The sequence below is a fragment of the Staphylococcus xylosus genome, from assembly GCF_002732165.1.
Classification (GTDB): domain Bacteria; phylum Bacillota; class Bacilli; order Staphylococcales; family Staphylococcaceae; genus Staphylococcus; species Staphylococcus xylosus.
Genome location: NZ_MRZO01000001.1, coordinates 588,900 through 612,339, shown reverse-complemented (window position 1 = coordinate 612,339; position 23,440 = coordinate 588,900). Strand labels below are relative to the sequence as shown.

Sequence of the window (23,440 nt, the reverse complement as noted above, 5' to 3'; positions counted from 1 at the left end):
ATGGTAAGACTTCGCTTCACTTCTGTTGTTAGATTTAATCAGCGGAATTCAAGAATCAGAGGTTTATCATATTTTATCTGAACTGTATCAAATCAGACTTTGGTACAGTTTTTTTATTTGTTTATTCAATGCACCTATCTATTATGATAAAATGGTAGATAATTGCATTTAGAACCTATTATAATAAACATAGATGATCACGCTCGGAGGAAATACCATGTTTAAAAAGTTAAATAAGAAGAAAAATCAGCCTAACCAATCCGATTTTGAATTGGATTTACATAATATACCTGAACATGTTGCAATCATAATGGATGGTAATGGTCGTTGGGCGAAGCAAAGGAAATTGCCTAGAATTAAAGGTCATTACCAAGGTACACAAACCGTTAAAAACATCACTAAAGTAGCCAGTGATCTAGGAATTAAATACTTAACATTATATGCATTCTCTACAGAAAATTGGTCAAGACCGGAAAATGAAGTTAACTATATTATGAGCTTACCAGGTACATTTTTAAAAACTTTTCTACCGGAATTGATAGAAAATAATGTTAAAGTAGAGACAATTGGCTTTTTGGAACATTTGCCAAATTCTACACTTAAAGCAATAGCTAAAGCGAAAGAAGATACTAAACATAATACAGGCTTAAAATTAATCTTTGCTATGAACTATGGTGGACGTGCCGAAATTGTAAACAGTGTGAAAAAAATCTATGACCAATTAACTGCTAAAGGTTTATCAAGTGATGAAATCACTGAACAAATGATTGATGAGCATTTGATGACTCATGCATATCCTGACCCAGATCTTTTGATAAGAACTTCAGGAGAACAAAGAATTAGTAATTTCCTTATCTGGCAAGTATCGTATAGTGAATTTATTTTTAACGAAAAATTATGGCCAGACTTTAATAAGGAAGAATTAATAAATTGTATTAAAATTTATCAATCACGCCAACGTCGCTTTGGTGGGTTATAAATAGTTAGGAGATTAGTATGAAAGTTAGAACTTTAACAGCAATCATAGCACTTATCATTTTTCTCCCTGTATTACTAAAGGGCGGCTTTATTCTAATGCTATTTTCATATTTATTAGCTTTTATAGCTCTAAAAGAATTGCTTAATATGAATATGATTAAGTTCTTATCGATACCAGGTATTATAAGTGCATTAGGTATTTTAATTATTATGTTGCCTCAAGAGGCGGGTGACTGGGTTAATAATTTCCAATTGAAATCTTTAATAGCTATGAGTTTTATATTATTAAGCTATACTGTACTATCTAAAAATAGATTTAGCTTTATGGATGCAGCTTTCTGCCTTATGTCAATTGCATACGTTGGTATTGGGTTTATGTATTTATATGAAACTCGCTCAGAAGGCTTACATTTTATATTATTTGCATTTTTAGTTGTGTGGCTAACTGATACAGGGGCTTATATTTTTGGTAGATTGATGGGCAAACATAAGTTATGGCCAGTTATCAGTCCTAATAAAACGATAGAAGGTTTTATTGGCGGATTAATTTGTAGTATTATTGTACCGCTTGTAATGCTGCAATTTGTTGATTTTAATATAGCTATTTGGTTATTAATTATAGTTACAATCATTTTAAGTATGTTCGGACAATTGGGAGATCTTGTTGAATCTGGTTTTAAACGTCATTTTGGTGTTAAAGATTCAGGTAGAATCCTCCCGGGACATGGTGGTATTTTAGATAGATTTGATAGTTTTATGTTTGTATTGCCTTTATTGAACATATTATTAATTCAAAGCTAAACATATTTGCTTTTTAAAATTTTATAAATCATATACAAGGAGTTAATGAATTGGAGTAACTGCGCAAAGCATACAGTTAATATGATTCTTAACTCCTTTAATAAATCTAAAGAATTTAACTTAATACTATATTTTGCTATCGTGAAATATAGTATTAAGTTAAATTAGTTGAATATTAATCCATAATCATAGCTCTGAGGAATTAAATAAAGCTAAATTATAAGCTGATATGTTTTTACGTAAAAAACGACTACAATGTTATATAATAGTTACGTGTGTCAGTTAGCATTATTGTGTTATAATTTTGTAATCTGTAGTGCGAACAGTAAACTTGAAATCGTTAGTTTTTAAAGTTAAACGTAGTTAATTTATTAAGAATATATGAGGTGTATCAAATTGAGTTTTCTAGTAACAATCATTTCTTTTATAATCGTCTTTGGTGTCCTCGTAACCGTGCATGAATATGGTCATATGTTTTTTGCTAAAAGAGCAGGGATTATGTGTCCAGAATTCGCAATCGGTATGGGACCGAAAATTTTTAGTTTTAGAAAAAATGAAACATTATATACAATACGACTATTACCTGTAGGTGGTTATGTTCGTATGGCAGGGGATGGCCTAGAAGAGCCACCGGTTCAACCAGGAATGCACGTAAAAATTAAATTAAATGATAAAGAAGAAATTACACATATCATTTTAGATGACCAACACAAATTCCAACAAATTGAAGCTATGGAAGTGAAACAATGTGATTTCAAAGACGGCTTGTTTGTAGAAGGTGTGACGGCCTATGATGATGAACGTCATCGTTTCCCTATTGCAGAAAAATCATATTTTGTAGAAAATGGTAGTTTAATTCAAATAGCACCAAGAGACAGACAATTCACATATAAAAAGCCTTATCAAAAATTCTTAACGTTATTTGCTGGACCATTGTTTAATTTCTTACTTACATTAGTCTTATTTATCGGTTTAGCTTATTATCAAGGTACACCGACGAATTCAGTTGATGAAGTAATGAAAGGTTCTCCGGCGGCTCAAGCAGGACTTAAATCTGGTGACACAATTGTGAAATTAGATGGTAAAAAAATAGAAGGCAAAAGTGATATCGATAAAATTACTGAACAGAATAAAGACAAAAAAACAAAAGTCACAGTAGAACGTGATGGTAAAACCCATACGATGGATATAAAACCTAAAAAAGTAGAGCAAAAAGTTACTAAAAATAAGAGTCAAACAAGATATTTATTTGGCTATACAGCTAGTACAGAGCATACTTTATTTAAACCAATCGTTTCAGGATTTGACCGCACACTAGAAGCTGGAAAAATCATCTTCACTGCAATTGTAGGGATGATTGCTAGTATTTTCACAGGGAATTTCTCCTTTGATATGTTGAATGGACCTGTTGGCATCTATCATTCAGTCGATTCTGTAGTTAAAACTGGTATAATAAACTTAATTTCTTGGACGGCATTATTAAGTGTCAACTTAGGATTAATGAATTTATTACCTGTACCTGCTTTAGACGGTGGTCGCATACTATTTGTCATTTACGAAGCGATATTCAGAAAGCCTGTAAATAAAAAAGCAGAAACAACTATTATTGCAATAGGTGCAGTATTTGTATTAATCGTTATGGTCTTAGTGACTTGGAACGATATCCAACGTTATTTTTTATAAAGAGGGAGAGAAGTATATAAATGAAACAGTCTAAAGTATTTATACCTACTATGAAAGAAGTGCCAGCCGGTGCTGAAGCATTAAGTCATCGTTTATTATTGAAAGCAGGTTTGATCAAACAAAGTACAAGTGGCATATATAGTTATTTGCCGCTCGCAGCTAGAGTATTAAATAATATAGAGGCTGTTGTTCGTGAAGAAATGGAACGAATTGATGCAGTGGAAATCTTAATGCCAGCATTGCAACAAGCAGAATTATGGAAAGAATCTGGCCGTTGGAGCGCATACGGACCGGAACTCATGCGTTTACAAGATCGTAATGGTCGTGAATTTGCCCTTGGGCCAACTCACGAAGAAGTAGTTACTTCTTTAGTAAGAGATGAATTAAAATCTTATAAACAATTACCTATGACTTTATTCCAAATTCAATCTAAATACAGAGATGAAAAACGCCCACGTTTTGGTTTGTTACGTGGCAGAGAATTTATTATGAAAGATGCTTATTCTTTCCATGCTGATGAGGAATCTTTAGATGCCTCATATCAAGATATGTACAATGCATATGGTCGCATCTTTAAACGAGTGGGTATTAATGCGAGACCTGTTGTTGCTGATTCTGGTGCAATTGGTGGAAGTCATACGCATGAATTTATGGCATTAAGTGAAATTGGCGAAGATACGATTGTATTTAGCGACCAAAGTGATTATGCTGCAAATATTGAAAAGGCAGAAGTTGTTTATCAACCAAATGAAAAGCACGATGAGGTTAAACCATTAACTAAAATAGAAACACCTAACGTCCATACTGCACAAGAGTTAGCGTCATTCCTTGAAAAGCCATTAGATGAAATTACGAAATCTATGATATTTAAAGTAGACGGAGAATTCATTATGGTCTTAGTGCGTGGTCATCATGAAATTAATGATATTAAATTAAAAGCATACTTTGCCACAGATAACATTGAATTAGCAACAGAAGATGAGATTGTTAATCTACTTGGTGCAAAACCAGGTTCTTTAGGTCCAATTTTCGATAAAGATATTAAGATTTACGCCGATAATTACATTCAAGATTTAAATAATATCGTTGTGGGCGCAAATGAAGATGGCTATCATTTATTGAATGCAAATGTAGGCCGTGATTTTGAAGTTACAGAATATGGTGATTTCAGATTTATATTAGAAGGAGAGCCATTAGTAGATGGTTCAGGTTTAGCTCAATTCGCCGAAGGTATTGAAGTAGGACAAGTATTTAAGCTAGGAACAAAATATTCAGAAAGTATGAATGCTACATTCCTAGATAACCAAGGCAAAGCTAAACCACTATTAATGGGTTGTTATGGTATTGGTGTTTCTAGAACATTAAGTGCGATTGTTGAACAAAATAATGATGAAAATGGTATTATTTGGCCGAAGTCAATCACACCATTTGATTTACATTTAATAACAATTAATCCTAAAAAAGATGATCAACGTGAGTTAGCGGATCAACTTTACACACAATTAAAAGAGCAATTTGATGTATTATATGATGACCGTAAAGAACGTGCGGGTGTGAAATTTAATGATGCCGATTTAATTGGTTTACCAATACGTGTCGTTGTTGGTAAAAATGCTGCCGAAGGTATCGTTGAGGTTAAGCGTCGTGATACTGGTGACAGTGAAGATGTTCACATTGATAACTTAACAAATTATGTAAATGACTTATATTCAAATATATAATTTGAAAGCAGAGTTGATAACAATTTGTTATAATGGCTAATGTAAATAGGTGAAAATGCCTATAAAAAATCATGAGGCTGAAATAAAATAAAGCATTAAATGCTGATGTGTATAAGTTTGAGCATACACAGTAGCTGTTTAATATTTAAAAATAGTAGTTTCGATATTTTTAAATATTTATTCAGTCTTGTGGGGGCGGGCATATGAAATCAAATTTAAAATTTTGATTTCTGTCCCGCTCCTATTTATTTGTTTGTAAAAATATGCATTGTATCAAATAAGTTGAACTATTAGAATTTCGAATATATTTAGTTATAATAGAGAGAATGAAAAATAATACATACACCGTCATAAAATGTAATTAATAATATACAAGTAAAACAGTGTAATTAATAGTAAGGTGGTTATCGTCATGTCAATGACAAACGAGGAAAAGTTTAAAATCCTAGCTGACCAAATTAAAATCGCAGAGCATTTGGATTCTGAAATATTAACAAAAAGTGAATTAACACGCGTAGATGTTAAAGCAGTGGATCGTTCATGGGTATTTCAAATCACGTTCCCATATTTTTTAACAATAGAAGATTACTTACTTTTCACAAGTGCAATTACTGAAGAATTCAAAACAATCGCCGAGGTAAAGTGCAATATTACAATAAAAGATAAAGCTAATCAAGATGAATATGCGATTAAATACTTTAGCTATTGTATCGATCAAACAAAGTTATCACCGAAAGTTAAAGGCCAATTAAAGCAGAAGCGTTTGATTATGTCTGGAGATATTTTAAAAGTGATGTGCCAAAACGATGTTGAACGCGATCATTTTGATAAAGCTTGTAACGGTAGTTTAATTGCAGCATATCAACAGTGTGGATTTAGTATAAGTAAAGTTGTTTTTGAAACTGATAGTGCGGTAAACGATGGTGATTTAGCATCATTAGAGGCACACATACAAGAAGAAGATGAAAAGAGTGCACGTGAAGCAACAGAAAAATTAGAAAAAATGAAAGCTGAAAAAGCGAAACAACAAGATAATAACGAAAGTGCTGTTTCAAAATGTCAAATTGGTAAACCAATTCAAATTGAGAACGTACGTACAATTGATTCTATTGTTGAAGAAGAGTTTAAAGCAGCTGTTGAAGGTGTTATTTTTGATATTAATCTAAAAGAGTTGAAAAGTGGCCGACATATTGTAGAAATCAAGGTGACAGACTATACTGATTCACTCGTATTAAAAATGTTCACGCGTAAAAATAAAGATGACTTAGCTCATTTTAAAGCTTTAAGCGTAGGGAAATGGGTGCGTGCACAAGGTAGAATAGAAGAAGATACTTTCGTACGAGATTTAGTTATGATGATGTCAGACATAGAAGAAATTAAAAAAGCAACAAAACAAGATAAATCTGAAGAAAAAAGAGTCGAATTCCATTTGCACACTTCGATGAGCCAAATGGATGGTATCCCAAATATTTCTACATATGTAGACCAAGCTGCTAAGTGGGGACATAAAGCTATTGCTGTTACGGACCATAACGTTGTCCAAGCATTTCCAGATGCACACGCTGCGGCAGAAAAAAACGGCATTAAAATGATTTATGGTATGGAAGGTATGCTAGTAGATGACGGAGTGCCAATAGCGTATAAACCTAAGGATTGCAATTTAAAAACAGCAACTTATGTTGTGTTTGACGTGGAGACGACAGGATTATCTAACCAATACGACAAGATTATTGAGCTTGCCGCTGTCAAAGTTAAAGATGGCGAAATCATAGATAAATTTGAACGCTTTAGTAACCCGCATGAACGTTTATCAGAAACGATTAAAAATTTAACTCATATTTCTGATGATATGTTAGTAGATGCACCAGAAATTGAAGAAGTGTTAACAGAATTTAAATCATGGGTCGGAGATGCAATCTTTGTTGCTCATAACGCTTCATTTGATATGGGCTTCATCGACACCGGTTATGAACATGTAGGGATAGGTGCTTCTACAAACGGTGTGATTGATACATTAGAATTATCCAGAACAATTAATACTGAATATGGTAAGCATGGTTTGAATTTCTTAGCTAAAAAATACGGTGTTGAATTGACTCAACACCATAGAGCGATTTATGATACTGAAGCAACAGCGTATATGTTTATAAAAATGTTGAAACAATTAGAAGAGCTTGGTGTTCATAATCATCAAGATATCAATACTTCTTTAACAAATGAGGATGCATATAAACGTGCGAGACCTAACCATGTTACACTCATTGTCCAAAACCAAGAAGGATTGAAGAATCTCTTTAAAATTGTAAGTGCTTCGTTAGTTCAATACTACTATCGTACACCGAGAATTCCACGTTCACTATTAGATGAATATCGTGAAGGGATATTAGTAGGCTCAGCTTGTGATGAAGGTGAAGTATTTACAGCAGTAATGCAAAAAGATCAATCCCAAGTGGAACGAATCGCTAAATATTACGATTTTATTGAAGTTCAACCACCAGCGCTCTATCAAGATTTAATCGATAGAGAACTTGTGAGAGATAATGAAACATTACATGAAATATATAATCGTTTAATAAGAGCGGGTGATGTTAATAATATTCCTGTAATTGCAACAGGCAACGCGCACTATTTAAATGAACACGACGCAATTGCACGTAAAATTTTAATTGCTTCACAACCAGGTAATCCATTAAATCGTTCCACTTTACCAGAAGCACATTTTAGAACAACTGATGAAATGTTAGATGAATTACATTTTCTAGGCGAAGAAAAAGCATATGAACTTGTTATTAAAAATACAAATGAATTAGCAGATTCAATTGAACGTGTAGTACCAATTAAAGATGATTTGTATACGCCAAGAATGGAAGGCGCAAACGATGAAATTCGTGAAATGAGTTATAATAATGCCAAAGCATTATATGGGGAAGACTTGCCGCAAATTGTTATTGATCGTTTAGAGAAAGAATTAGAAAGTATTATCGGAAACGGATTCTCTGTTATTTATTTAATTTCACAGAGACTTGTAAAAAAATCATTGAATGATGGCTATTTAGTAGGTTCACGTGGTTCGGTAGGGTCTAGCTTTGTAGCAACAATGACAGAAATCACAGAAGTAAATCCATTGCCACCGCATTATATTTGCCCTGAATGTAAAAATAGTGAATTCTTTAATGATGGTTCAGTTGGTTCTGGTTTCGACTTACCCGATAAAAAGTGTGAATCTTGTGGCTGTGACTTAATTAAAGAAGGACAAGACATTCCCTTTGAAACATTCTTAGGATTTAAAGGGGATAAAGTACCAGATATTGATTTGAACTTTAGTGGGGAATATCAGCCAGAAGCACATAATTATACAAAAGAACTCTTCGGAGAAGATAAAGTGTTTCGTGCCGGAACGATCGGTACAGTTGCCGAAAAAACTGCATTTGGTTTTGTTAAAGGTTACTTAAATGATCAAGGTATCCATAAAAGAGGTGCTGAGATTGATAGACTAGTAAAAGGTTGTACAGGAGTAAAACGTACAACAGGACAACATCCAGGTGGTATCATAGTTGTACCTGATTATATGGATATATATGATTTTACACCAGTTCAATTCCCTGCAGATGATCAAGCTTCATCTTGGATGACGACGCATTTTGATTTCCACTCAATTCATGATAATGTGTTGAAATTAGATATTCTGGGACACGATGACCCTACTATGATACGTATGTTACAAGATTTATCTGGTATTGATCCGAAAACAATTCCAGTTGATGATAAAGATACAATGGGTATATTTAGTTCACCAGAACCATTGGGTGTAACTTCAGAAGAAATTCTATGTAAAACTGGCACATTTGGTGTACCTGAATTTGGTACTGGATTTGTTAGACAAATGCTAGAAGATACCAAGCCTACCACATTCTCAGAGCTTGTTAGAATTTCTGGTCTTTCACATGGTACGGATGTGTGGTTAGGTAACGCTCAAGATTTAATTCGTTCTGGAAAATGTGATTTAGCTAGCGTAATTTGTTGTCGTGATGACATTATGGTTTACTTAATGTATAACGGTTTAGAACCATCACTTGCCTTCAAAACTATGGAATTTGTGCGTAAAGGTAAAGGGTTAACAGACGATATGGTTGAAGCAATGGTCGATAATGAAGTGCCAGATTGGTATTTAGATTCATGTAGAAAAATTAAATACATGTTCCCTAAAGCGCATGCTGCCGCTTATGTATTGATGGCGGTACGTATTGCTTATTTCAAAGTTCATTATCCATTGTATTATTATGCAAGTTACTTCACAGTACGTGCCTCTGATTTTGACTTAATATCAATGATTAAAGACAAAGAAAGTATTCGTAATACAGTAAAGGACATGTATTCAAGATATATGGATTTGGCTAAAAAGGAAAAAGATACATTAACTGTGCTGGAAATTATGAATGAAATGGCTCAACGAGGTTACCGTATGCAACCGATTAGTTTAGAAAAGAGTAAAGCTTTTGAATTTATTATTGAAGGTGATACTTTAATCCCACCATTTATATCAGTTCCAGGTCTCGGAGAAAATGTTGCACAAAGAATAGTTGAAGCACGTGAAGAAGGACCATTCTTGTCTAAAGAAGATTTGAATAAGAAAGCTGGTTTATCACAAAAAGTAATCGAGTATTTAGATGAATTAGGTTCGTTACCTAACTTACCAGATAAAGCTCAACTTTCTATTTTTGACATGTGATGTGTTATATCATTAATGCAAAAAGTTAGTAATATTACTAGTTAAAATAAGTTTGAACAGACTGAATGGTTACGTTTTTTCAATAAAAATTTATGGAATTAGTGCTCTAAAATGATAAAGTGATTGAGCTTAATCATGATTTGTTTGAAACAATACTTGAATGAAATAAATATTGTAAATGTTTGAAATATAGCACAATAAAGTGACTAGCTTGTCATTATGGGATTTTTAAAATATAGTTATTTGTATAGAAAATAAACATATGATATAATAACAGTGCTTAAAAAATTAGACTCAGGCAGGAAGAGTGGGCATAATACCCGCTCTTTTCTATTTGCCAAAAAAGGAGGTCAGCATGAGTAAAATAACTGAACAAGTTGAAGCAATTATTCAACCTGTCCTTAATGACTTAAATTTTGAATTAGTAGAAGTTGAGTTTACAAAAGAAGGAAAAGACCATTTTTTAAGAGTATCTATTGATAAAGAAGGCGGCGTAGACTTAAATGATTGTGCGTTAGCTTCTGAAAAAATCAGCGAAGTTATGGATGCAGAAGATCCTATTCAAGAAATGTATTACTTAGATGTTGCGTCACCTGGCGCAGAAAGACCTATTAAAAAAGAAAAAGATTTCCATAATGCTGTATCAAAACCTATTTTTGTATCTTTATATGCACCAATTGAAGGTTCTAAAGAATGGTTAGGTATTTTGAAATCTGTTGATGAAGATATGATAACTATGGAAGTTAAGGATAAGTCAAAAACTAAACAAGTTGAAATATTAAGAAGTAAGATCGCTAAAGCACGTCACGCTGTAATGATATAACGTGATAAGGAGGATGATAAGTCGTGTCAAGTAATGAATTATTATTAGCAACTGAGTACTTAGAAAAAGAAAAAAAGATTCCTAGAGAAGTGTTAGTTGATGCTATAGAAGCAGCTTTAATCACTGCTTATAAGAAGAATTATGATAGCGCAAGAAGTGTGCGTGTTGAATTAAATATGGATAAAGGTACATTTCATGTTATCGCACGTAAAGAAGTTGTAGAAGAATCAATGGATGATCGAGAAGAAATTGATTTGAGTACTGCACTTGTTAAAAACCCTGCATATGAAATTGGTGATATTTATGAAGAAGATGTCACACCAAATGACTTTGGACGTGTAGGTGCTCAAGCGGCTAAACAAGCAGTGATGCAACGCTTACGTGATGCAGAGCGCGAAATCTTGTATGATGAATTTATCGATAAAGAAGATGACATCGTAACAGGTTTAATTGATAGAGTAGATCATCGCTATGTTTATGTGAATTTAGGACGTACTGAAGCTGTGTTATCTGAAGCGGAAAGAAGTCCAAATGAAAGTTATATTCCAAATGAAAGAATTAGAGTATACGTAAACAAGGTTGAACAAACTACAAAAGGCCCACAAATTTATGTATCAAGAAGTCACCCAGGTTTACTAAAACGTTTATTTGAACAAGAAGTACCTGAAATATTTGATGGTACAGTAATTGTTAAATCTGTAGCACGTGAAGCTGGAGACCGTTCTAAGATTAGTGTACACTCTGATAATCCTGATATTGATGCAGTTGGTGCATGTGTAGGTGCTAAAGGTGCTCGTGTAGAAGCTGTAGTAGAAGAACTTGGTGGAGAAAAAATTGATATCGTTCAATGGAACGAAGATCCAAAGATATTTGTGAAAAATGCTTTGAGTCCATCACAAGTTTTACAAGTTATTGTTGATGAAGCAAACCAATCTACAATTGTTGTCGTACCAGATTATCAATTATCCTTAGCAATTGGTAAACGTGGCCAAAATGCGCGTTTAGCTGCAAAATTAACAGGTTGGAAGATTGATATTAAATCTGAAACTGATGCAAGAGAAGCAGGCGTTTATCCAACTGATGAAGGTATCATTGAAGAAGATGACGCGCCTTCAGAAACAGTTGACACAGAAGTATTACATTCTGAAGATGTTACAAGTGAAGTCATTGAAGAAGATGTAGATACTGAAAAATAAATTGGAGTGAAACTTTATGAAAAAGAAAAAAATTCCAATGCGTAAATGTATACTATCAAATGAAATGCATCCGAAAAACGATATGATAAGAGTTGTGATAAACAAAGAAGGCGAAATTTTTGCTGATGCAACTGGAAAACAACAAGGTCGTGGTGCATATGTATCAAAAGATGTTAAATTAGTAGAAGAGGCACAGCAAAAAGGTGTATTAGAAAAATACTATAAAGCTGATGCTGAGACACTAGAACCTGTTTATAAAGAAATTATACGTCTTATTTATCGTGAAGAGATTCCTAAATGACCAAAGAGAACATCGTAAATTTTTTAGGTTTGGCAATGCGTGCTGGAAAAGTTAAAACAGGTGAATCTGTCATTTTAAATGATTTAAAAAAGAACAAGTTAAAGCTCGTAATCATTGCAACTGATGCTTCTGATAACACAACTAAAGTGATACAGAACAAATGTGAAAGTTACCATATATCATTACGCATATTTGGAACGAGAGCTGAATTAGGACAAGCTTTAGGGAAAGCAGAACGTGTAAACATTGGAATCACTGATCAAGGCTTTGCTAAAAAGTTATTGTCAATGATTGATGAATATCGTAAGGAGTGACTATATGAGTAAAAAAAGAATTTACGAATACGCAAAAGATTTAAAATTAAAAAGTAAAGATATTATAGATGAGTTAGCTAAAATGAACGTTGAGGTAACTAGCCACATGCAAACGTTAGAAGACGATCAAATTAAGGCTTTAGATAAAATCTATAAACCAGAACAAGCACAGCAAGCTGCTAAATCAGAGCAGAAAAGTGCTCAAAATAAACAATCAACGACAAACAATAAAAATAATCAAGGTAACAAAGGTAATCAAAATAATAAACCAAACAACAAGAAAAATAACAAAAATAATAAGAATACTAATAAAAACAATAAACAACCTAAACAACCTAAACAACCTAAACAACCTAAACAAGAAGAGCCAAAGGAAATACCTTCTAAAATTACGTATCACGATGGTATAACTGTAGGTGAACTTGCTGAGAAATTAAATATAGATTCATCAGGTATTATTAAAAAATTATTCTTACTAGGCATAATGGCAAACATTAATCAATCTTTAGATGATGAAACATTAGAATTAATCGTAGATGATTATGGCGTAGAAATTGAAAAAGAAGTTATTATTGATGAAGAAGATTTATCAATTTATTTTGAAGATGAAGCTGACGAAGAAAATGGCATTGAGCGTCCAGCCGTTGTTACAATCATGGGACATGTTGACCATGGTAAAACAACATTATTAGACTCAATTCGTCATACTAAAGTAACTGCTGGTGAAGCAGGTGGTATTACGCAGCATATCGGTGCATATCAAATTGAAAATGATGGCAAAAAAATCACATTCCTTGATACACCAGGTCACGCTGCATTTACAACAATGCGTGCTCGTGGTGCCCAAGTTACAGATATTACAATTTTAGTAGTAGCAGCAGATGATGGTGTAATGCCACAAACAATTGAAGCGATTAACCATGCTAAAGAAGCAGAGGTGCCTACAATTGTTGCTGTAAACAAAGTTGACAAACCAACAGCTAATCCTGACCGTGTAATGCAAGAATTAACAGAATATGGTTTAATTCCTGAAGCTTGGGGTGGCGATACAATTTTCGTACCACTTTCAGCTTTAAGTGGAGATGGTATTGAAGACTTACTAGAGATGATTGTCCTAACTTCTGAAGTTCAAGAATTAAAAGCAAATCCAAGCAAGCATGCTGTGGGTACTGTGATTGAAGCTGAATTGGATAAATCACGTGGACCATCCGCGTCATTATTAGTTCAAAACGGAACGCTTAATGTTGGAGATTCACTAGTAGTAGGAAATACTTATGGTAGAATCCGTGCTATGGTAAATGATTTAGGTCAACGTATTAAGTCAGCTGGTCCTTCTACACCTGTAGAAATTACTGGTATTAACGATGTACCACAAGCTGGTGATAGATTTGTTGTCTTCAAAGATGAAAAACAAGCAAGACGTATCGGTGAAGCACGTCATGAAGCTAATGTGATGCAACAACGTCAAGAAAGTAAGAGCGTTTCATTAGATAACCTGTTCGAACAAATGAAACAAGGTGAAATGAAAGATCTTAACGTCATTATTAAAGGTGATGTACAAGGTTCAGTAGAAGCACTTGCAGCATCATTAATGAAAATAGATGTCGAAGGCGTTAATGTAAGAATTATTCATACTGCAGTAGGTGCAATTAATGAATCAGATGTTACACTTGCTAACGCTTCAAATGGTATCATTATCGGCTTTAATGTGCGTCCTGATACTGGTGCGAAACGAGCTGCAGATAATGAAGGCGTAGATATGCGTTTACACCGTGTTATCTATAACGTTATCGAAGAAATTGAATCTGCAATGAAAGGTATGCTAGATCCAGAATTTGAAGAACAAGTTATTGGTCAAGCAGAAGTTCGTCAGACTTTCAAAGTTTCTAAAGTAGGTACGATTGCTGGTAGTTATGTGATAGATGGTAAAATCACACGTAATGCGGGTGTTCGTGTAATCAGAGACGGTGTAGTACAATTCGAAGGTGAATTAGACACATTAAAACGTTTCAAAGATGATGTTAAAGAAGTAGCTCAAGGCTATGAATGTGGTATAACAGTTGAAAAATTCAATGACCTAAAAGAAGGCGACATTATTGAAGCGTTCGAAATGGTTGAAATTAAAAGATAACTTTTAACCTTTAATTATATTTCTATTTTAGAAATAAACTTATATATTAGAAACAAAGCAAACTTATATTATGTTGTTTGCTTTGTTTTTTTGTCTCATTTTCATTAATTATTTCTTTATAGTAGTTTGTTAACAATTAATGAAAACGTGCGTAATTTAACAAGTCAATAACGTTAGATTACGCACAATACACTAATGTATATTTTTCTTTATTTAAGAATAATAAATTATAAAAATTGAATCTTGCAAACGTTGACATATTAATTTATATAAATTATATACCTTTTTATAGTTGTAAATTAGATTTAAAAAATATTATAAATGTACACTTATTGAGGCAGACTGACAATAGTTGTCTATCCTTTTAATTATAATCAAGTTAAATGGGAGGTTATAAATGATGAGTGAATATTTAAAAGATATAAATGAATTTTGGGAACAATATTTTAGTCAGTATAACTCTATTTATGACGAATCAACTTTAAAGGCAATTATTAAAAATAATGATACAACAGCGTTTTTACATCCTATGGATTATGCTTATTTTCAAAAACATTTCGGAGATAATTTTACTGAAATTCCAAGGTTCAAAAAAATGATAGACTTTGCGAATGGAAAAGTTACTTTAAATAAAGATAGACAAAGAGTCACATTTGAAAATGCAGATTTAAATCCAGCTATTGCAAGGCCTTATTTTGGTAATCCAGAAATTGCAGATATAGTAATATTAAAAAAACAACCAGAAAATGATTTTCAAACATACCAATTAAATCTAGCTAATGATGAAGCAATTGAATATAGAAAAAGAATTTTATTAGACATTCAAGGTAAATTATTGTTTAATGGACAAAAATTATTTTTACCTTATATAGATAGACATAGATGGTTTGTGAAATATTTATATAGTAATGCGTCGACATTAAAGCAATTTAATATCGATCCTAACAGGGTTATGGTTCTCAATTTCTTTCCATATCAGACTGGACATTCTGCAGGTATACCTAAAGATTTTTTAACATTTAATCATAAACTTCCATCACAAATAAAAAATTATGAGTTATTAATAAAAATGCTCAAAGATGACAAGCCACGTATTTATATCGTAAGTGAAGAGGAACTATATATTTCTATATTTAAGAACTTTGCAGATAGTGAATTATGTCAGTATTTAATTGATCATTTATTCGTATTATCATCGAAACAAAACCGTCATCTTACAGTATGTAATGTGCTGAGTTATAGAGAACACCGTCTTCGTATCAAGAAAAAGCAAGAACTTAGTAAAATTGAATATTATAGATGGAATCAAGAACAAAAAGTGGCACGTGAAAATGGGGACTCTGATTTTCATGAAAAAATTAAAAAATTACAACATACTTTGGAAAGACAAATTTAGTAAATTGATAAAGTGTCTAAAAAAGTAGTAATATTAATCAATTAATCTATGTATGAGTAGAAAATGCTATTACCTGAATACATGTGTTGTGACTAGTTATCTAGTAAGCATAATAAACATATATGAAAGAGTAGAATTTAAATACCATCACGTATAAAGTACAAACGTCAATTTCTATTGGGATTATAGAAATTGACGTTTTCTTATTTTTATGATGTTTTGTAGTTCACTGAGCTATGGAAACTTTGTTGTCGAGAGAAATTACAAACGTTGGTTATTTAACAAATGATTTTTTGTTAATTAATTTAAATATTGTAAGAGTTGAACAATGATTTTATAATTACTTTGAAATCATCGACATAATGTTGAGGCTTTAGTAATGTGATTTGATTTGGATGTTCATAAGCAATGTGCATGCTTTCTTCTTTTGAAATAATGATATCTACAATTCGCCCATTATCTACAAGTTTAGTGTTTACTATGATAAACTGGCGTTCAATTTTTGGCCATATATGATCTTGAATAAGCATAGTCACACTGTTAATACCTTCAAATACAGATTGGTCATAAACATCGTTAAGTTGTTCTACTTCTTTTACAACAGACAAATCGAGAGTGTGCACTTCTCCGTTGGTTAAATAAGTGAACCAATATTTATCGGCAAAATAACGTGTATAAATAGGGATGATGTCTGTAACATGGGTTTCTTGTAGTTGAATAGAAATTTTATGATTGTTTTCAATCGCTAATTGTATTCTAAAGATTAAAGTTGATTCACTAAATTCGCGATGTATATTGAATTGACTTAACATTTTATTAGACAATAGTTTTTCTGCTAAGTTTGAATTGGCATTTAACCCTCTTATAAGGTTGTATGTATCTTCATGAATTATGGGTGTAAAGTTTTTCATACGAAAAATCAAATTAAGTAACCTATTGTTCTTAAATTTATACCTGTCAATTTTCAAACGATGTTTTTCTATGGTCTTGTCATATACAATTTGACCTTCTAGACCATGCCATTCTTGATCTTCATATAAAAAATTATTTATGTCACTTATATCTCGTTGGATAGATCTTACATTTACGTTGAGTCGCTGTGCGAGTTCTTCTTTATTCAATGCTTTTCCGTTCAAAAATCGTGTATAAATATACAAAAGGCGTTCTGGTTTCTCCAATAATATACGCTCCTATTATTTTGAAAATAAGCCAGGTTATTAAAATGACCTGACCGTTAAAAGTGGCACTTAAGCATAAGCAATAATGCATGTAATCTGCTAATTAAAGCTAGAGGTGCTTATATATTTATGTGTGCGTTTGTTAATTTAAGTCATGCATATGAGGGAAGGCGATAATATATTTTAAAAAATATATAGATACTATCTCGCTCCCTAGAAGTATACCATTATAAATTATAAAATGTGTAATATTTTATTTTTAATCACATGAATATTAAAGGAATGTTTTATTACAAAGTTTTGTGAATTGAATTTAACGCTAAGGCACAAAAACATAACAGTTAGGCAATTTAAAATGAAATTTATAGCGTTTCTATGAAAAATTATTACAAAATTTAACAGTTAGGGAATAAAATTATGCCCAACTGTCATAAGATGTTTAAATTTTATTGATACTATACAATTTACCTTTTTAACAGTGCTATCTATTTGCAATATTTTATTTTGGGGTTTGTATAAGTGAAATTTGTTTGACGTTATGAAATAAACTGTCATATAATCTGTAAGTAAGGGAAAGATTAACGGACTTATAAACAATGAGAGGTGAAATATAATGAATATGAGAGCAGAACGCGTAGGCGAACAAATGAAACAAGAAATCATGGATATCGCTAATAATAAAGTTAAAGATCCAAGAATTGGATTCTTAACAATTACAGAAGTTCAATTAACTAATGACTTATCCATTGCGACGGTTTATCTAACTGTTTTAGGAAATGAAAAACAAAAAGCAGACACATTTAAAGGTTTAGAAAAGGCCAAAGGTTTTATAAAATCTGAGCTTGGTTCAAGAATGAGACTTAGAATTATTCCTGAGTTAAACTTTGAATATGATGAATCAATCGACTATGGTAATAAGATAGAACAAATGATTCAAGATTTGCATAAGAAAGATTAATCTTTCTTAATAGCTAGCACATCCATATTGCATATGATGTTCATGCTGTTAATTAGAACTTGCGCAATTGTCGAATTAATTCTAAGTTGTAATGAGATTACTTAACTAGATATTTTGATAATATTGTGGGGCGGGAGTACGAAACCAAAGTTAGTTTTGGTTTCTGTCCCGCTCTTTTTACATAACTTTTTAATAATAATTTCATGTTAATATGAAATTAAAGATTTATAAAATCAAACTTTGAAGGTGAAATAAGAATGTATAATGGTATATTACCTGTGTTTAAAGACCGTGGATTGACAAGTCATGATGTGGTCTTTAAGTTAAGAAAAATATTAAAAACTAAAAAAGTAGGACACACTGGGACATTAGATCCTGAAGTTTCGGGTGTGTTACCAATATGTATAGGAGCTGCTACAAAAGTTAGTGATTACATAATGGAAATGGGTAAAACTTATGAAGCGACAGTTTGCATAGGCAGCGCAACCACTACTGAAGACCAAACTGGCGATGTGATAGAAGAGAAAGACATATTAAGTGGTGAAATTACTACAGGACATGTTGATACAATACTTAAACAATTTGAAGGTGTTATTACACAAATACCACCAATGTATTCATCAGTAAAAGTTAATGGCAAAAAATTATACGAATATGCTAGAAATAACGAGGAAGTTGAACGACCTAAACGTCAGGTGAATGTATATAGAATCAAACGTACATCTGAACTACGTTTTGACGACAAAAACTGCCAATTTGATATAATTGTAGAATGTGGGAAAGGTACATATATTCGCACACTTGCAACAGATATAGGCAGAGCGTTACAATTACCTGCGCATATGTCGAAGTTAACACGTACACAGAGTGGTGGATTTGACATTGATGACAGTTTAACTTTAAATGATGTAGCAGCATTACATGAGCATGAATCATTACAAGACAAACTATTTCCTATAGAATATGGTTTGAAAGGTTTACCACAAATTATAATTTCAGAAGAAAATATTAAGTCTAAAATTTTGAACGGTCAAAAATTTGAAAAAGCAATGTTCAAGCAAAATATAGACGATATGGTTACAATGGTAGATGAGAAAACACAAAAAGTGTTAGCAATTTATGAACCTCATCCAGAGAAAAAAGATGAAATTAAACCTAAAAAGGTGTTTAACTAAAGGAGAAATACGCATGAAAGTGATAGAAGTAACTCATCCAATTCAGGAAGAACAATATATAACAGAAGATGTTGCTATGGCTTTTGGATTTTTTGATGGGATGCATAAAGGCCATGCAAAAGTATTTAATATTTTAAATCAAAAAGCAGAAGCTGCGAATCTAAAAAAGGCAGTAATGACATTTGATCCACATCCTTCTGTTGTATTAAATCCTAAACTAAAGCGAACTGATTATTTAACGCCGATTCAAGATAAAATAGAAATCCTAGAATCTTATGATATTGATTATTGTATTGTCATTAATTTTTCATCTAAGTTTGCAGAAGTAAGTGCAGAGGATTTTATACAAGACTATATCATCAAGAATCATGTTAAAGAAGTCATTGCTGGTTTTGACTTTACTTTCGGAAAATATGGCAAAGGCAATATGATGATTTTAGATGAAATGACTGAATTTAATTCGACTGTAGTAAGTAAACAAGAAATTAATTCGGAAAAAATTTCTACTACAGATATTAGAAAATCATTGAAAACTGGAGAGTTACAAAAAGCTAATGATGAATTAGGCTATCGCTATCGTATTAAAGGTACGGTTGTGCAAGGGGAGAAACGAGGTAGAACAATTGGCTTTCCTACTGCAAACGTACAACCAAGTGGTGATTATGTATTACCTAAGAATGGTGTTTATGCAGTTAGCATGGAAATAGGTGCTGATAAACAAATTTATAGAGGAGTTGCTAATGTTGGTGTAAAACCAACATTTCATGATCCTTCTAAAGCTCAAGTTGTAATCGAAGTAAATTTATTTGGTTTTGGAGATAATATTTATGGTGAACGCGTTACAGTTTTTTGGCATCATTATTTGAGACCTGAAATTAAATTTGATGGTATTGATCCGTTAGTGGAACAAATGAATAAAGATAAAGAAAAAGCGAAATACTTGTTATCGGTTGATTTTGGCGATGAAGTGTCATATAATATTTAAGTCGAATGTGTTATAACACATTTTAGCACCTTTACCTTGGCACATCGAAACTCCGACGATTTGCTCGGATAGAGGCGAATAAAAATTAAAGGAGGAAATTGACAATGGCAATTTCACAAGAGCGTAAAAATGAATTAATTAAAGAATACCGTACACACGAAGCGGACACTGGTTCTCCAGAAGTTCAAATCGCTGTGTTAACTGCAGAAATCACTGCATTAAATGAACACTTACGTGAGCACAAAAAAGATCACCATTCACGTCGTGGATTATTAAAAATGGTAGGTCGTCGTAGACACTTACTTAACTATTTACGTGGTAAAGATGTTCAACGTTACCGTGAATTAATTAAATCATTAGGTATCCGTCGTTAATTTTTAAGGCGTATATTGATAGAGGCTGGGGCATAATTAAATGTCTCAGCCTCAACTTTGATATAGGCACTGGCAGATTTGGAAAAGTATTTGTAAAACATACTACTGCTAATATAAGTGACTTGATTTATAATGCGAGTAGTGTTTATACAAGAAATTAAATGCTTTTTCCACTCATCTTTGCTTGGGGTGGGATAATGAAATCTTATTTGAATTATTAGATTTCTATCCTGCTCCTTTTTTATAATTTGAAATGAGCATTTTTAAAAAATAATATACTAATATAAAAATTTTCTAAGAAATGATATGATAGTACTATTAGATATATGAGAGGAGATTTGTAATGTCTCAAGAGAAAAAAGTTTTTAAAACTGAATGGGCAAACAGATCATTGACGATTGAAACTGGTCAACTTGCTAAACAAGCCAATGGTGCTGTACTCGTTCGTTATGGTGATACAGTTGTCTTATCAACTGCGGTTGCTTCAAAAGAACCGCGTGATGGTGACTTCTTCCCATTAATGGTTAACTATGAAGAAAAAATGTATGCTGCTGGTAAAATCCCAGGCGGATTCAAAAAACGTGAAGGTCGCCCAAGTGATGAAGCGACGTTAACTGCGCGTTTAATCGATAGACCAATTCGTCCATTATTCCCTAAAGGTTATAAATATGACGTTCAAATCATGAATACGGTATTAAGTGCAGACCCTGATTGTTCTCCTGAAATGGCAGCAATGATAGGTTCATCAATGGCATTAAGTGTTTCTGACATTCCGTTCCAAGGGCCAATTGCTGGTGTGAATGTTGGTTATATTGATGGAGAGTACATTATCAATCCAACAGTTGCACAAAAAGAAGTGTCACGTTTAGATTTAGAAGTTGCTGGTCATAAAGATGCTGTAAACATGGTTGAAGCCGGAGCTAGTGAGATAACTGAAAGTGAAATGTTAGAGGGTATTTTCTTTGGACATACTGAAATTCAACGTTTAGTTAATTTCCAACAAGAAATTGTTGATCATATTCAACCAGAGAAGAAAGCATTTGTTCCTGTTGAAAAAGATGAAACACTTGTAGAAAAAGTTACTCAATTGACTGAAGCGAACGGTTTGAAAGATGCTGTTTTAACATTTGATAAACAACAACGTGATATTAACTTAGATAATTTAAAAGAAAAAGTTGCAGCTGAATTTATCGATGAAACTGATGCTGACAATGAAGCGTTAATTAAAGAAGTTAATAGCATTTTAAATGATTTAGTCAAAGAAGAAGTAAGAAGATTAATAGCAGAAGAAAAAATCAGACCAGATGGCCGTAAAACGGATGAAATTCGTCCACTTGAATCTGAGGTTGGTGTATTACCGAGAGCACATGGTTCGGGATTATTTACACGCGGACAAACACAAGCACTTTCAGTATTAACGTTGGGCTCTATGAGCGAATATCAAATTCTTGACGGTTTAGGCGAAGAAGAACAAAAACGCTTTATGCATCATTATAATTTCCCTAACTATTCAGTAGGTGAAACAGGACCTGTACGTTCTCCAGGACGTCGTGAAATCGGCCATGGTGCTTTAGGTGAACGTGCACTAAGCCATATTATTCCTGATGTAAAAGATTTCCCTTACACTGTGAGAATTGTCAGTGAAGTCTTAGAATCAAATGGTTCCTCATCACAAGCATCAATTTGTGGCTCTACGTTAGCATTAATGGATGCCGGTGTACCAATTAAAGCACCAGTAGCAGGTATTGCAATGGGCTTAGTAACACGCGATGATAGTTATACAATCTTAACTGATATTCAAGGTATGGAAGATGCATTAGGTGATATGGACTTTAAAGTTGCCGGAACATCTGAAGGTATTACTGCTATTCAAATGGATATCAAAATTGATGGTTTAACAAAAGAAATTATTAAAGAAGCTTTAGAGCAAGCACGCGTAGGTCGTCTTGCAATTCTAGATCATATGTTACAAACAATTGATACACCGCGTAACGAATTAAGCGCATTTGCGCCAAAAGTGGTAACTATGACAATTAAACCAGAAAAAATTAGAGATGTAATTGGACCAGGTGGTAAGAAAATCAATGAAATTATTGATGAAACTGGCGTTAAATTAGACATTGAGCAAGATGGTACAATATTTATTGGTGCCGTTGATAAGAATGCAATAGATCAAGCGCGTAAAATTATAGAAGATATCACGCGTGAAGCAGAGGTTGGCCAAGTATACGAAGGAAAAGTAAAACGTATTGAGAAATACGGCGCTTTCGTTGAATTGTTCCCAGGTAAAGATGCGCTTGTTCACATTTCACAAATTGCTAATGAACGCATTGAAAAAGTAGAAGATGTGTTGAAAGTTGGAGACACATTTAAAATAAAAGTAACTGAAATTGATAAACAAGGACGAGTTAATGCATCTCACAAAGTCTTGTTGTAAAATCAAATTACATTGAATTCTTTTAATTAGAGGCTAGTTATTGATTTGTGCTTTTATAGTAGAATGCCGTTAATTCTATTGTAGAAGCATGCTTAAATCAGTATGAACTAGTTTCTTTTTTATTATATAAAAATCAATGATTACATCTTTAAAATAAAGTTATACATAAAATTTCAGTATTATTAAATTATTGCCATACAATATATGATTTGTTATAAATATTTTAAGTTATTATGAAATTTTCACTTAATTTCGACTTA

General features: G+C 32.6%; 17 protein-coding genes. 16 read left to right on the top strand and 1 reads right to left on the bottom strand.

Features of this window, described 5'->3' with window-relative positions; translation table 11 throughout:
- Positions 1-217: 217 nt before the first annotated feature.
- The 11 genes from BTM19_RS02955 to BTM19_RS02905 all read left to right on the top strand — a co-directional run bounded on the left by BTM19_RS02955 (position 218) and on the right by BTM19_RS02905 (position 16,073).
- On the top strand, positions 218-979 hold the full coding sequence (locus BTM19_RS02955; RefSeq protein ID WP_029377470.1) for an isoprenyl transferase: 762 nt from the start codon (positions 218-220) through the stop codon (positions 977-979).
- A 17-nt stretch (positions 980-996) separates the two neighbouring features.
- Positions 997-1,779, top strand: coding sequence for a phosphatidate cytidylyltransferase (locus BTM19_RS02950; protein ID WP_029377469.1), 783 nt, complete (start codon positions 997-999; stop codon positions 1,777-1,779).
- Between the two features lie 396 nt (positions 1,780-2,175).
- On the top strand, positions 2,176-3,462 hold the full coding sequence (rseP, locus tag BTM19_RS02945; RefSeq protein WP_029377468.1) for an RIP metalloprotease RseP: 1,287 nt from the start codon (positions 2,176-2,178) through the stop codon (positions 3,460-3,462).
- 20 nt (positions 3,463-3,482) lie between these two features.
- Positions 3,483-5,183: a proline--tRNA ligase gene (locus tag BTM19_RS02940; protein WP_029377467.1), complete on the top strand. Its 1,701-nt coding sequence runs from the start codon at positions 3,483-3,485 to the stop codon at positions 5,181-5,183.
- Positions 5,184-5,595: 412 nt separating this feature from the next.
- Entirely contained in the window at positions 5,596-9,912 is a 4,317-nt protein-coding gene (locus tag BTM19_RS02935; protein WP_029377466.1) for a PolC-type DNA polymerase III, read from the top strand.
- A gap of 355 nt (positions 9,913-10,267) precedes the next feature.
- Entirely contained in the window at positions 10,268-10,735 is a 468-nt protein-coding gene (gene rimP, locus BTM19_RS02930) for a ribosome maturation factor RimP (RefSeq protein WP_029377465.1), read from the top strand.
- A gap of 23 nt (positions 10,736-10,758) precedes the next feature.
- Positions 10,759-11,931: a transcription termination factor NusA gene (gene nusA / locus BTM19_RS02925; RefSeq protein ID WP_029377464.1), complete on the top strand. Its 1,173-nt coding sequence runs from the start codon at positions 10,759-10,761 to the stop codon at positions 11,929-11,931.
- Positions 11,932-11,947: 16 nt separating this feature from the next.
- On the top strand, positions 11,948-12,232 hold the full coding sequence (gene rnpM, locus BTM19_RS02920) for an RNase P modulator RnpM (protein WP_029377463.1): 285 nt from the start codon (positions 11,948-11,950) through the stop codon (positions 12,230-12,232).
- Positions 12,229-12,546, top strand: coding sequence for a L7Ae/L30e/S12e/Gadd45 family ribosomal protein (locus tag BTM19_RS02915; protein WP_017724303.1), 318 nt, complete (start codon positions 12,229-12,231; stop codon positions 12,544-12,546). The genes rnpM and BTM19_RS02915 overlap by 4 nt, the downstream gene beginning before the upstream one ends.
- Positions 12,547-12,550: 4 nt before the next feature.
- Positions 12,551-14,677, top strand: a complete 2,127-nt coding sequence (gene infB / locus BTM19_RS02910) for a translation initiation factor IF-2 (RefSeq protein ID WP_099265717.1) — start codon at positions 12,551-12,553, stop codon at positions 14,675-14,677.
- A 397-nt stretch (positions 14,678-15,074) separates the two neighbouring features.
- A complete protein-coding gene (locus tag BTM19_RS02905; protein ID WP_038678385.1) occupies positions 15,075-16,073 on the top strand; it encodes a hypothetical protein in 999 nt (332 codons plus the stop codon).
- A gap of 305 nt (positions 16,074-16,378) precedes the next feature.
- Here the strand turns inward: BTM19_RS02905 and BTM19_RS02900 are convergent, their stop codons facing one another.
- Complete coding sequence (locus tag BTM19_RS02900) at positions 16,379-17,251, bottom strand: HTH domain-containing protein (RefSeq protein ID WP_029377460.1); 873 nt, start codon at positions 17,249-17,251, stop codon at positions 16,379-16,381.
- 610 nt (positions 17,252-17,861) lie between these two features.
- On the opposite strand from BTM19_RS02900, the gene rbfA reads away from it, so the two are divergent.
- The 5 genes from rbfA to pnp all read left to right on the top strand — a co-directional run bounded on the left by rbfA (position 17,862) and on the right by pnp (position 23,180).
- Positions 17,862-18,209 carry a 30S ribosome-binding factor RbfA gene (gene rbfA / locus BTM19_RS02895; RefSeq protein ID WP_029377459.1) on the top strand — a complete coding sequence of 116 codons (348 nt, stop codon included), beginning with the start codon at positions 17,862-17,864 and terminating at the stop codon, positions 18,207-18,209.
- A 257-nt stretch (positions 18,210-18,466) separates the two neighbouring features.
- Complete coding sequence (gene truB / locus BTM19_RS02890; RefSeq protein ID WP_058625742.1) at positions 18,467-19,384, top strand: tRNA pseudouridine(55) synthase TruB; 918 nt, start codon at positions 18,467-18,469, stop codon at positions 19,382-19,384.
- 13 nt (positions 19,385-19,397) lie between these two features.
- Positions 19,398-20,369: a riboflavin biosynthesis protein RibF gene (gene ribF, locus BTM19_RS02885; protein WP_029377457.1), complete on the top strand. Its 972-nt coding sequence runs from the start codon at positions 19,398-19,400 to the stop codon at positions 20,367-20,369.
- A gap of 104 nt (positions 20,370-20,473) precedes the next feature.
- Entirely contained in the window at positions 20,474-20,743 is a 270-nt protein-coding gene (gene rpsO / locus BTM19_RS02880; RefSeq protein WP_029377456.1) for a 30S ribosomal protein S15, read from the top strand.
- Between the two features lie 343 nt (positions 20,744-21,086).
- A complete protein-coding gene (gene pnp / locus BTM19_RS02875; RefSeq protein ID WP_029377455.1) occupies positions 21,087-23,180 on the top strand; it encodes a polyribonucleotide nucleotidyltransferase in 2,094 nt (697 codons plus the stop codon).
- Positions 23,181-23,440: the final 260 nt, after the last annotated feature.